The 13,220-nt window shown below is 50.6% G+C and carries 10 protein-coding genes; 6 read left to right on the forward strand and 4 right to left on the reverse strand.

Translation table 11 applies throughout. From position 1 onward, the window contains the following. The first annotated feature begins 56 nt into the window (after nt 1–56). The 6 genes from QZ323_RS08295 (at nt 57) to QZ323_RS08320 (ending at nt 7,801) form a co-directional block, all read left to right on the forward strand. Complete coding sequence (locus QZ323_RS08295; protein WP_294634133.1) at nt 57–2,429, forward strand: TonB-dependent receptor; 2,373 nt, start codon at nt 57–59, stop codon at nt 2,427–2,429. Nucleotides 2,430–2,521: 92 nt separating this feature from the next. After that, the gene (locus QZ323_RS08300) at nt 2,522–3,931 is read left to right on the forward strand and encodes a DUF4374 domain-containing protein (protein ID WP_294634134.1); all 1,410 of its coding nucleotides are present in this window, start codon (nt 2,522–2,524) and stop codon (nt 3,929–3,931) included. Between the two features lie 62 nt (nt 3,932–3,993). Beyond that, nucleotides 3,994–5,103 (forward strand): PepSY-associated TM helix domain-containing protein, encoded by a 1,110-nt coding sequence (locus QZ323_RS08305; RefSeq protein WP_294634135.1) that lies wholly within the window; start codon nt 3,994–3,996, stop codon nt 5,101–5,103. Between the two features lie 314 nt (nt 5,104–5,417). After that, nucleotides 5,418–6,017: a YigZ family protein gene (locus QZ323_RS08310; protein WP_294634136.1), complete on the forward strand. Its 600-nt coding sequence runs from the start codon at nt 5,418–5,420 to the stop codon at nt 6,015–6,017. 90 nt (nt 6,018–6,107) lie between these two features. Further along, on the forward strand, nt 6,108–7,232 hold the full coding sequence (locus QZ323_RS08315) for an HpaII family restriction endonuclease (protein ID WP_294634137.1): 1,125 nt from the start codon (nt 6,108–6,110) through the stop codon (nt 7,230–7,232). 5 nt (nt 7,233–7,237) lie between these two features. After that, a complete protein-coding gene (locus tag QZ323_RS08320; RefSeq protein ID WP_294634138.1) occupies nt 7,238–7,801 on the forward strand; it encodes a nitroreductase in 564 nt (187 codons plus the stop codon). 218 nt (nt 7,802–8,019) lie between these two features. Here the strand turns inward: QZ323_RS08320 and gcvP are convergent, their stop codons facing one another. Genes gcvP through QZ323_RS08340 form a run of 4 tightly spaced genes read right to left on the reverse strand, consistent with a single transcriptional unit; the run spans nt 8,020 to nt 13,066 of the window. Then, complete coding sequence (gcvP, locus tag QZ323_RS08325) at nt 8,020–10,869, reverse strand: aminomethyl-transferring glycine dehydrogenase (RefSeq protein ID WP_294634139.1); 2,850 nt, start codon at nt 10,867–10,869, stop codon at nt 8,020–8,022. Nucleotides 10,870–10,891: 22 nt separating this feature from the next. Continuing rightward, entirely contained in the window at nt 10,892–11,530 is a 639-nt protein-coding gene (locus QZ323_RS08330) for an MBL fold metallo-hydrolase (RefSeq protein ID WP_294634140.1), read from the reverse strand. 31 nt (nt 11,531–11,561) lie between these two features. Further along, nucleotides 11,562–12,182, reverse strand: a complete 621-nt coding sequence (gene rsmG, locus QZ323_RS08335) for a 16S rRNA (guanine(527)-N(7))-methyltransferase RsmG (RefSeq protein ID WP_294634141.1) — start codon at nt 12,180–12,182, stop codon at nt 11,562–11,564. A gap of 23 nt (nt 12,183–12,205) precedes the next feature. Next, complete coding sequence (locus tag QZ323_RS08340) at nt 12,206–13,066, reverse strand: DUF3298 and DUF4163 domain-containing protein (protein ID WP_294634142.1); 861 nt, start codon at nt 13,064–13,066, stop codon at nt 12,206–12,208. Nucleotides 13,067–13,220: the final 154 nt, after the last annotated feature.

A 13,220-nucleotide genomic window follows, 5' to 3' on the forward strand; every position in this document is an offset into this window, starting at 1 on the left:
TTTTTTGTGCCGATAACCAATGAAGTAACATCACATAATATAACTATTATATAACTATGATTGGAAGAAAGAAGATAATATTGACCGTCTGTCTGTTCGTGCTCTGCTTCACGACATGGGCACAAGGACAGAATCCGCCCTCTTTGTCAGGCCGGATTGTATCAAAAGAAAAAGAAGAAGTTTCGTATGCTACCGTTCTGCTGAAAGGCACCTCCTACGGCTGTGCCACCAACGAGCAGGGCATGTACTACCTGCACGCTCCGGCAGGGAAGTATACACTGGTTGTTTCTGCTATCGGCTATGACGCCGTGGAGAAACCTGTTACGCTGACAGCCGAACGGCAGAAGATGAACATTGTCCTGACTGCCTCGCAGGTGCAGCTGGACGAAGTGGTGGTGATGGCTACCGGCGTAGGTCGGGTGAAGCGTTCGCCCTTTAATACCGTAGCAGTGGACACACGCGAGATGCAGAACACCACTAAGAGCCTGAGCGATGCCTTGGCAAAAGCTCCGGGACTGAAGTTGCGCGAGTCGGGCGGTGTAGGCTCCGACATGTCGCTCATGCTCGACGGATTCAGCGGCAAGCACGTCAAGGTGTTCATCGACGGTGTGCCGCAGGAGGGAGTAGGGCAGTCGTTCGGGCTGAACAACATCCCCGTCAACTTCGCCAACCGCATCGAGGTCTATAAAGGCGTGGTGCCCGTAGGCTTCGGTACGGATGCCATCGGCGGAGTCATCAATGTGGTGACCGATAAACGGCGTAAAGGCTGGTTCTTGGATGCCTCCTATTCCTACGGCTCTTTCAATACCCATAAGTCTTACGTCAACTTCGGCCAGACCTTCGGAAACGGACTGACGTATGAGATAAACGCTTTCCAGAACTACTCGGACAACGACTACCACGTAGACTCTCCGGTAGAGGACTTCGAGACAGGCCGCATCGACCGTGACAAGAAGGTGCGCGTGAAGCGTTTCAACGATACCTACCACAACGAAGCCGTCATCGGCAAGATAGGCCTGACCAACAAGAGCTGGGCAGACCGCCTGATGCTGGGGCTGACCTATTCGCACATGTACAAGGAAGTGCAGACCGGTGTGCGCCAGGAAATTGTCTACGGAGAGAAACACCGCCGCGGACACTCGCTGATGCCTTCGCTGGAATATGCCAAGCGCAACCTTCTGACCAAGGGGCTGGATGTAGTCCTCACCGCCAATTACAACGATGACGTCACCACGAACGTCGATACCGCCTCCTACAAGTACAACTGGCTCGGAGAGCGTGCCTTGCTCAACTCTCCCGGCGAGCAGAGCTACCAGTACCTGCGTGCCACGAACCACAACTGGAACGGCACGCTGACCGTGAACTACCGCCTCGGAAAGGCCCACCTTTTCACCTTCAACCACGTACTGACCGACTTCCGCCGTTCCAACACTTCGCTACTGACCCGTGAAGCCGTGACTGACCCCATCGACAAGCAAACCCGGAAGAACATCTCCGGCCTCTCTTACCGCCTGATGCCTACAGAACATTGGAACTTCTCTCTCTTCGGAAAGTATTACGACCAGTATGTATCCGGTCCTGTAGCCACCACCGAAGCGATGGAGAACTACGAACGCGCCTCGCGCAGCATCTCTTTCTGGGGCTACGGTGCTGCCGGAACCTACTTCATACTGCCCTCCCTGCAAGCCAAGCTCTCCTATGAGAAAGCCTGCCGGCTGCCTACCATCGAAGAGATGTTTGGTGACGAAGACCTTGAGATGGGCGACATCGGCATCAAGCCCGAGCGTAGCGACAACCTGAACTTCAACCTGAGCTATGCGCAGACCTTCGGCAAGCACTCGGTCTATGTGGAGGGCGGCTTGGTCTATCGCAATACGAAGGACTACATCCAGCGCAACATCGCCTCCATGAGCGGCGGTAAGTATGCGGCAACCTACATCAACTACGGCAGTGTGCTGACCAAAGGCTACAACCTTTCCGCCCGCTACAATTTTGCCCGTTGGATAGGCATCGGCGGCAACTTCACGAAGATGAACGTATGTGACAACATGAAGACCTCGCAGGGAAGTACATCGCCCAACGTCAACTACAAGGAACGGATATCCAATCTGCCCTATTTGTTTGCCGATTCAGACGTCAACTTCTATTGGCACAATCTGGGCCGGAAGGGCAATGTACTAACTGTGACCTATGACAATCAGTATCTGCACAGTTTCACCTACTACTCCGCCAACATCGGAGCCAATAAGGGAGACTATGTAGTGCCCGACCAGTTTGTCCACAACCTCACCCTCTCTTACAACTTCTCCAAAGGACGGTATAATCTCTCCTTCGAGTGCCGCAACTTTACCGACGAGAAGTTGTATGACAACTTCTCCCTCCAGAAAGCAGGACGGGCGTTCTATGGAAAGGTGAGGGTACACTTATAATTTCTCAACTCTTAAAGAAATAACAATAATAGTAATAACAATAATAGTAATAACAATAATAGTAATAACAATAATAGTAATAACAATTGATTATGAAGAAAAACTATCTAAACAAGATCTCATTCGCTGCCCTGATGGCAGTAGCTCTTACGGCATGTTCCGATGATAATGGTGTTCCTGAAGTGCCGGTGACTGGAACTGACAGTAGCTTTGTATTGGCAACTTCCGTCAAGGACGGTGAACAGACTGCCAACGTGTTGCTCACCTCACAGAGCCTGGAAGAGGGTAGTGTATCTGTCCGAAACAATGGATTAGTCAACGATGGAGCTACAGAGTGGGTATTCTACAAAGACCGCTATCTTTACGCCCTGACCTACAATCAAGGAAATGCCGGGACAACCCGTTCTTATGTTATGGGTGAGGATGGACAGGTACATCCCCGTTCTGCCGAATACAAAGTCAGTCGTTTCACTTCTTTCGGTCAGTATGGCAAGTATATCCTTTCAGTCTCTACTGGCGACGGCCTTGCCGAATATGCGGATGCTGACGGAAACCTGCCTAAAATGTTGCTGCTGACCTACCTCGATGTAGAGGCTGAGACTGCCAAGGCAAGCGACTCGCGCGGCAACAAGGATGCCCTTATGGCAGAAAACTTCTTGGGTAACGGTGAGTATGTGACGCTCTCCGGTTTCGAGGAGGCAAACGGCAAGCTGTATAGCGGTATAGTCGGCATGGGGCTCAGTCCCTACGGTTCTGCCATCGACGGGGGCAAGTATATCCGCGAAGGCTATGAAGACTTGGTGAAGACCGAAAGCGGCGGCACAGGCAGCGGCTCTTATAAGAAAGGCGAACTCCTAGGAACGCAATACCCTGACGAATGCTGGGTAGCTATCTTCGACAATGAGACTTTGGGTGGCAGAAAGCTCATCAAGACCGACAAGATCAGTTATCCGTGCGGACGCTTCCGTTCTCAATATTACCAGTGTGTATGGGCAGCCGACAACGGTGACGTCTACGTATTCTCGCCCAGCTATGCCAAGACCTTGACAGACAAACGTCAGCAGACCAAACTGAATGCAGGCGTTGTGCGCATCAAAGCCGGTGCCACGGAATTTGACCCCAACTATTACTACGACCTCGAAGCACAGAGCGGCGGCGTATCGTTCCTCCGTTGCTGGCATGCCGGCGGCAACTACTTCCTGCTGCGTATGTACGACCGTTCCTTCACACAGTCGGGCACACCCGTTGCCAACCGTCTTGCTGTTTTCAACGGTGACAATGGCAAGCTGACTTTCGTCAGCGGACTGCCTGAGGCAGACCAGATTTCCGACTTCGGTAAGATGCCCTACGTGGCAGACGGTCATATCTACATGCCTGTCGCAACATCCGACGGTTATCCGGCCATTTATAAAATCAATCCGGCGACTGCCACAGCCACGAAAGGCTTGACGATGGAAGTCAACACCGCAACGGCAGTGGGTCGGTTGAGCATGTTGAATTGATGGAATGCTTTATGCAATGATTTGAATACTTTATATGACGATTTTAAATGTTTTATACGACAATGAAAAAGTTATTCCGTAAGATACATCTTTGGCTTTCTGTGCCTTTCGGCCTTTTTATTACACTGATATGTTTCTCGGGCGCCATGATGGTGTTCGAGAAAGAAATCAACGAGATATGCCGCCACGACCTCTACTTTGTGAAAGAGGTCAAGGAGAAGCCCCTGTCGCTGGACGAACTGATGCGGACGGTAGCAGCTACTTTGCCCGACAGTGTCACTATCACCGGAGTAACAGTCTCTCCGGACACTGAGCGTGCTTATCAGGTAAGCCTTTCCAAGCCCCGTCGCGCCTCCATCTATGTAGATCAGTATACGGGCGAGGTGAAAGGTCGTAGCGATCGTCTGCCTTTCTATGACACCATGTTCCACCTGCATCGCTGGATGATGGGAAGTTCTCAAGGTTTCGGCAAGTGGCTGGTAGGTACCTGTACGCTGCTGCTCGTAATCATCCTTATCACAGGTATCCTGATGTGGCTCACCAACAAGCATAAGCCTTTGGCAAAGAGCCTGACTATCTCCTTTACTAAAGGATGGCCCCGCTTTTGGCACGATCTGCACGTGGCAGGAGGTATCTATGCTACCGTCTTTCTGCTACTTATGGCGCTGACAGGACTTACGTGGTCGTTCTCTTGGTACCGTACCGGTTTCTACACCTTCTTTGGCGTAAAGGCAAGTGCTGAACAGCGAGGGGGAGGTCGTGCCGGAGGTGGACAGACGGGGCATACTCCTCGTGCTCCGTTTGCCCATTGGCAGGAGGTTTACGAGAATCTGGCAATGACGCATCCCGGTTATCGGCAGATAACGCTTTCCGAAGGTTCGGCAAGTGTGGTTCCTGCCGGGCGTAACAGCCTGCGTGCGGGCGATCGCTTCGACTTCGATGTCAGAAGCGGCAAGATAACGGGTAGCAAGCCCTATGCCGAGCAGGACAAGGCGACCAAGCTACGTAGCGCCATTTATACTGTGCACGTAGGCAGCTGGGGAGGAATCTTTACCCGTATCCTCAATTTCCTTGTTGCCTTGCTGGGAGCCACATTGCCGCTGACGGGATATTACCTGTGGATCAGAAGGTTGGTGAACAAATCTGCGCATACATCGCATCTCCGAAAGTAAGTCTGATATTTCTAATTAAGTAGATGCCCTTGTTCGTCTCGTGAGATAGGTGATTTCGTCTCATGAGGCGAAAAAATCCGTCCCGTGAGATCAAAAAATCCGTCTCACGGGACGGATAATTTCATCTCGTGGGACGAATAATTTCATCTCACGAGACGGATTTTTTCATCTCACGAGACAAATAAATTCATCCCGTGAGGCAAATCCGTCCGTTCTATGGGATGAAGAAAATCCTCCTGTGAACAGGAAAAAACGACAAGGGAGAGAGCAATAAACAATTTCTCTATAACGATAAGAATTAGTATCTTTGCGGCATGAGTGAAGATACCTATAAAACCATAAGCCTTCCTTCCGAGGGGATTTATACCGAAAAGCGCAGCAAGTTCATTGCTATAGCCTTGCCAGTGCGTACTGTAGACGAAGTAAAATCGCATCTGGAAACTTATCAGAAGAAGTATTACGATGCCCGTCATGTCTGCTATGCCTACATGCTGGGGGCAGAGCGCAAGGACTTTCGTGCCAACGACAACGGCGAACCTTCCGGTACGGCAGGAAAACCGATACTGGGGCAAATCAACTCCAATGAACTGACAGACGTCCTGATTATCGTTGTCCGTTATTTCGGCGGCATCAAGTTAGGTACAAGCGGACTGATCGTAGCCTATAAGGCAGCTGCTGCCGAAGCGATAGCCGCCGCCGAGATTGTAGAAAAGACTGTGGACGAAACGATAACCTTCCTCTTCGAATACCCTTTCATGAACGACGTCATGCGCATTGTCAAAGAGGAAGAACCCGAAATTCTGGAACAATCATACGATATGGATTGCCGCATGGCGCTCCGCATCCGCAAGTCGATGATGCCGAAGCTGAGGGCACGCTTGGAAAAGGTGGAAACTTTGAGAGTAGAGGATTGAGAGCGGATAGTTGAGAGTTAGGAAGGGAATAAAGGTATTCTGAGTAACTCTCCACTCTTAATTCTCACTTAATTAAATAAAAACATAACTATGTCATTCGAAGCAACAAAACGTGAATTGGGCGAACTATACACCTTCTTTCGTCTGCTGGCGGACGGAAAAGTCTCGTTAGGTACGCCGCAAGCAAAGAAAGATGAGACCAAGTGCTGGCCCGTGGCGCTGGTACAAAGAGAAGAACATGACGGTACGCGCCGTTATTATATCGGAAATGACAACGTCCGCATAGTCAGCGGCACACTGGAGAAAGACGGCACGTTCATCGCGTCTGCTGAAGGAACCCAAGTCCCCCGCGAAGACTTTGGCGGAGCAGCCGACCTGATACTGCAACTGCTAAAAACGACAACCGGTTCCGATGCGATCGAAGTTTCCGAAAGCCTGGAAGGATTTCTCGATGCCGTCAATATCTACGACCTGGAGGCAAAGACGGAAGACCGTACGGACTTTTCCGTAGCCTTTTGGCATACCGAGGCTCCGTTGACGGGGTTCAATGTACGTTGCAGGCTCAGCGGAATGAATCCCTTGCTGGACGGTGGGCGCACGGCAAACCTCAAACTGGAACAGACAGGTGTCAAGTTTGCCACGCCTACGGTGAACAAGATAAATGCCCTGCCGGAGTCGCCGACCGAGGTGACGGAACGCATGCTGATGATTGAACGCCTGGGCGGAGTACTGAAATACTCGGATGTTGCCGACCGTGTATTCCGCTGCAACCTGCTGATGATCGACTTGCATTTTCCCCGTATGCTGGCGGAGATGGTGCGCATGATGCACCTCGAAGGCATCTCCCGCGTCAGCGAGCTGACTGAACGTATCAAAGAGACCAATCCCCTGAAGATAAAGGACGAACTGATAAACAAACATGGTTTCTATCAGTATAAGATGAAGCAGTTCCTGCTGGCACTTGCCTTGGGCATGCGTCCGGCGAAGATATACAACGGCACGGATTCCGCCGTCGAAGGTATCCTGCTAGTCACTGCCGAAGGTGAGATACTTTGTTACCACCAGTCGGAGCGCCGCACCTTTGCCGATTTCCTTTACCAGAACTCCCGTTTCGAGAAAGGCTCGTTGGACAAAGACAAGTACGGCTTTCTGGAGAAGGAGAACGGTACGTACTATTTCAAACTGAATGTAAAAATCGGACTGACCAAAAAATAACAAGTATGAACGAGATTCTGAAGAACATCAAGTCGCGCCGCAGTGTGCGCGCCTATACGAAGCAGCAAGTTTCGTCCGAAGACCTGACCGCCATATTGGAAGCGGCAACCTATGCCCCCAGTGGGATGAACCTACAGACGTGGCATTTCATTGCCATCCAAGACGCCTCCGTGCTGGAGGAACTGAACGAGAAGATCAAAGGCGCTTTTGCCAAGAGTGACGAACCCCGCTTGCAAGAGCGCGGGCATAGCCAGACTTATTGCTGCTATTACCATGCGCCTACGTTGGTCATCGTCTCCAACGAGCCTACACAATGGTGGGCAAGCATGGATTGCGCCTGTGCATTGCAGAACATTTTCCTTGCAGCCCATTCGCTTGGCATCGGTTCCTGCTGGATCAACCAGTTGGGACAGACGTGCGACGATCCCGGAGTCCGTGCTTTCCTTACGAAGCTGGGCGTGCCTGAGAATCATCGTGTGTATGGTTGTGCGGCATTGGGCTATGCAGTACCCGATGCTCCGATAAAGGATAAGAAGCTGGTGAAAGGAAGCGTGACGGTCATAAAGTGAACGTTTGCACGCTTGCCCTTACCTGATAAAGTGTGGCGTATGAAGATGCCTTACCGATAAAAGACGGGTGTGTCTAAGCTGCTTTTTATCATAAGTTACCCCGATTAGTACAGATTATCTGACGCGATTCTTGATCGTTTAAAGATAAATCCGTGCTAATCGGGGTAATCTGTTGTCAGTCTCGGCACGTTGTCCTCAGAAGGTGCGAGAAACTACCGTTACTCGAAGCATCCGTAGCATGTCGGCAACAGCTTGCGGTCACCCAGCGTATTATCTACGCGTGCCACGTTCACCCAGAACTTGTTCTCGCGTACGCTCTCTATCGGATAAGCTGCTTTCTCACGTGTATAGCTGTGTTCCCAATTGCTGGACACTACTTCATACTCGGGATGTGGCGCATTGACCAGAACATTATCCGTCTTGTCCGCTTTTCCGTCTTTCACTTCTTTTATTTCCTCCCAGATGGTGAGCATCACATGCACGAAGTTATCCAGTTCGGCAAGGCTTTCGCTCTCCGTAGGCTCTATCATGAGTGTGCCGTGCACAGGGAAGGAGAGCGTAGGAGCGTGATACCCATAATCCATCAGACGTTTGGCAATATCATTTTCGCTGATGCCCGTCTCTTCGTGTATCTTACGGCACTCCAATATCATTTCGTGGCCGACAAAACCCGTAGCGCCGCGATATACGATGCCGTATGTATCTTTCAGGCAGGCAGCCAGATAGTTGGCGTTCAGGATAGCTGTCTTGGTGGCGCGTGTCAGTCCTTCCGTTCCCATCATGCGGATATATCCGTAGGTGATGGGCAGGATACCCGCACTGCCGAATGGAGCGGCGGAAACTTCATTGGCCGGATTGCCGAACAACGTATGTCCGGGCAAGAACGGAACCAGATGTTCGGCAACGCAAATCGGACCTACACCCGGACCGCCGCCGCCATGAGGCGAAGCAAATGTCTTGTGCAGATTCAGGTGGCAAACGTCTGCACCGATAAAACCAGGATTCGTCAGCCCCACCTGTGCATTCATATTGGCACCGTCCATATATACTTGCGCTCCGCAAGCATGGATAATGCGGCAGATCTCTACGATTTCCGTCTCGAAGATGCCGTGCGTAGAGGGATAAGTGATCATCAGTGCGGCGAGATCATCTTTGTTCTCTTCCGCCTTGGTGCGCAAGTCGTCCATGTCTACATTGCCCTGATTGTCGCAGGCGCAGGTCACCGTAGTGAAACCTGCCTGAACGGCGGATGCCGGATTAGTGCCGTGTGCCGAAGCAGGAATCAGTATCTTGTTACGGTGTCCCTGACCGATGCTTTCCAGATAGGCACGGATAACGCGCAAACCTGTATATTCGCCTGCCGCACCGGAGTTGGGTTGCAGGCTGACTCCGGCAAAGCCGGTAATGGTCTTCAGCTCTTCGCTGAGGTTGTTTATCAGTTCGCGGTAGCCTTCGGCCTGGTCTTCGGGGACAAGCGGATGCATGCACATGAATTCCGGTCGGCTGAGGGGCAGCATTTCTGCCGCGGCGTTCAGCTTCATGGTGCAGGAACCGAGGGAGATCATAGAGTGGGCAAGGGAGATATCCATGCGGTCGAGTCGTTTGATGTAACGCATCATTTCTGTCTCCGTATGGTATTTGTTGAATACCCCATGCGTCAGATAGGAACTTTGGCGTTTAAGGTCTGCACTGATCGTATTGGCTACGGGAATATCTTCCACCTTGTCCCAATCCCTCCCGGCAGCAATGGCAAAAATGGAGAGCAGGACGTTGGCGGCAGATACATTGGTCGTCTCGTCGATACTCATGCCTACATCTCCGTTGTGGAAATAGCGCAGGTTGACCTCTTTACTGAGGGCGATGGTACGTATCTGTTGTGCCGAAACGTTGTCGGGCAATGTGAAGCGCAGTGTGTCGAAGTACTGGGCATTCACCTGCTTGTATCCTAATTTGTTGATGGCACTCTCCAAGTATGCGGCAATGCTGTGGATGCGTTCTGCGATGGTGCGGATGCCTTCAGGTCCGTGATATACGGCATAGAATCCGGCCATTGTGGCAAGCAGGGCCTGTGCGGTACAGATGTTCGAGGTGGCTTTTTCCCTCTTGATATGCTGCTCGCGGGTTTGCAGTGCCATGCGGTAGCACAGTTTCCCATATTTGTCCTTCGACCAACCAATGATTCGTCCCGGCATGCTACGTTTGTATTCATCGCGTGTGGCAAAGTATGCAGCCGAAGGTCCGCCATAGAACATGGGCGTACCGAGGCGTTGGGTGGTTCCGAACACGATGTCGGCTCCCCATTCTCCCGGAGGAGTGAGTAGGGCAAGGCTGAGGATGTCGGCTGCTACGGCCACTTTGCAGTGGGCGGCATGTGCCTTTTCTACAAAATTACGGTAGTCTTCTACGTTTCCGCTGGCGTTGGGATATTGCAGCACGCAGGCAAAAACGTCCGGAGTGAGTTCTGCTTCCGTATATTTTCCCGTACGTATCTGGATGCCTTGCGGAATGGCACGCGTAGTCATTACGGCCAGTGTCTGCGGGAAAATCTTCTCGTCCACAAACACGACGTTTGCACCGGACTTCTGCATGTCGCGCGGACGCAGGGCATACATCATGCTGACGGCTTCGGCAGCGGCAGTGGCTTCATCCAGCAGCGAGCAGTTGGCAAGCGGCATACCCGTCAAGTCGCAGACGGTCGTCTGAAAGTTCATCAACGCCTCGAGACGTCCCTGCGAGACTTCTGTCTGATAAGGAGTGTATGAGGTGTACCATACCGGATTCTCGAATACATTCCGTTGGATGACAGCGGGGGGGATGGTGTTGTACCAACCGAGACCGATGTACGTGGTGTAAAGTTTGTTTTTGCATGCCAGTTGGGCGATATGCTGGCCGAATTCATATTCTGTCATCGGTTCGGGCAATGCCAATGGTTCTTTCAGGCGAATGTTTGCGGGGATGGTTTGGTCGATCAGTTCATCCAGGCTGTTGACTCCGATTTTGCGGAGCATTTTCTCTTCGTCTTTTTCATTGATGCCGATGTGGCGGCAAGCTAAAAGGTCGCTTTTCATGGTAGTATCTATTTATTTAAGTTTATCTGAAAAATGGGTTTTCTGCCTTCTCTACACCTATGGTGGTCGGAGTTCCGTGTCCCGGATAGACTACTGTTTCATTGGGCAGCACGAACAAACGGCTGCAAATGTGCTCTTTCAGTTCGTCAAAGTTGCCTCCAGTAAGGTCGGCGCGTCCGATACTGCCTTGGAAGAGGACGTCACCGGAGAACATGCAGTGGTCTTTGGCGCAATAATAGACAAGACTGCCCGGCGAATGCCCCGGTACGTGGATCGCTTCGAGTGTTGTATTGCCGAAGGTGACCATATCACCGTCATGCAGGTAGGCACCTATCGGTGCCGGTGTTTCATTCCACTGGAAGCCGAACATGCGGCTCTGCTTTGGGGCTTCGTCAATCCAAAACTCGTCTGCTTTGTTGGCTTTTATGGGCAGGCCGAATTCTTTGGACATGAAGTTATTTCCGAAGATGTGGTCCAGATGTAGATGAGTGTTGAGGAGGTGTTTCACTTTTAGTTCATTCTTTACGATGAAGTTTTTCAGTGTCTGCTTTTCCTCTTCGTAGAAGCAACCGGGGTCTATTACCGCTGCTTCGAGGGTATCGTCCCACACAACATAGCAGTTGACGGGGAACATGTTGAATTCAAACCTTTTTATTTTCATGATAGGTATATGTGTTAATCATCTTCAGTTGTCAGACAGCCACGTAGACCACTTTCTTGGTGTCGAAGAACTCTTCGTCGAAGTAGTTCTTCAGGTCGTACATGGTTGTTTTGTGTTTGAAAGGCATGGTTTCGTTGGCCAGCTCACCACCTTTCAGGCAAATCAATCCGTTGGGCAGGGCATTATGCTGTTCGGATGCGATGTTCTTGCGGATAATCTTCAGCAGGTCGGCAAGGGGCATCACAGCACGGCTGACGACAAAATCAAATTGCTGTTTCTCTTCTTCAGCGCGTGCATGGCGGAAGGTGACGTTCTTCAGCCCGATGCTATTTGCCACTTCCGTAGCTACGCGCACTTTCTTGCCGATGCTGTCGACAAGATGGAACTGCACTTCGGGAAACAAGATGGCAAGGGGGATGCCTGGAAAGCCGCCGCCAGTACCCAGATCCATGATACGTGTACCTGTCTTGAAGTGGATGATCTGAGCTATTCCCAGCGAATGAAGTACGTGGTGTTCGTACAGGTTTTCGATATCCTTGCGGGATATGACGTTTATTTTTGAGTTCCAGTCCATATAGAGGTCGTAGAGGGCGGCAAACTGCTGCTTCTGCGTTTCTGTGAGGTCAGGGAAGTACTTTAGTATGATTTCCATGTTCATAATGAATAAACCGTATATTAATTGTTGTATCTCACTTCGTTCAATACCATAGTGTCGTCGCTCAATAGATGGGACATGATTTCATAGGGCAGAGTGATCTCTATCGGTCCCATCACGTAGGGGGCAATTTCATAGATATTATAATAGAAAGTGATGCCTTTATCATTGAGGTAGAAGTTTTCGGTAGGTTCCAGGTTTCCGGTACTGGTGTATCCTAAGGCTTCCACTTCCTGGCGGGTGGCGACTTTATTGTCCGCCATGAGCTGGTTCCACAACAAATCGGTGAGCGCTTCCTCGTATTCATTTACAAAGAGGTCGTCCAGACGTATTGGACTTAGGGTATGCAGGTTGATGTTGAGGAAGGTGGACATATACATGCCATGCGCTCCTCCGGTATATTCGTTGTAGTCGATGCGGTAGACCAGCAGGTGCTTCTTGTAGAGTTGCACGTGGCTTTCGATACCCCTGTAGTAGGAGTACCATGCCTGCATGGAAGAGGAATCCTCCTTTTCCGCTTCATCTTTGGCATACATGGGTTCCAGGTCTTTCAGGTATTCTTTGATGTAGTTTTCCTTGTAGAGCCTGATGGCCTCGTTGGGACTGAGTGTCATGTATTTGTTACCGAAAGATGCGGAGAGAAGGTAGTTGTTCAGGCTGTCTTTCAGTTTGTTGTCCGATGATGTGCTGACATAGGTGAAGTGTATGGCGATGTTACAACCAGGCTTTGCTGTATCGCCAAAGAGATGACCGACTTCATTTATCTGTATACTGTCGAACTCCAGCGCACCTGCGTTTCTGTTCACGGTGTTACTGCATGAAAATAAAAAAACACTTGCCGTAAGTAGAATGACAAGTAGACTGACATATTGCTTTCCCATTTGCATTTTCTTAGTTAAATTCAACATTGCTCTTTGGTTTCGCTATCGACAAATATAGAACATATTAACGAATAGAATGTATAAAAATAAAAAAATAATAAGAACAGATAGCTTTATTTCCCTATTTTTGTGTTATGTAATTGCTCTCTGGGGT

Source organism: uncultured Bacteroides sp. (assembly GCF_910585845.1).
Classification (GTDB): Bacteria; Bacteroidota; Bacteroidia; order Bacteroidales; family Bacteroidaceae; genus Bacteroides.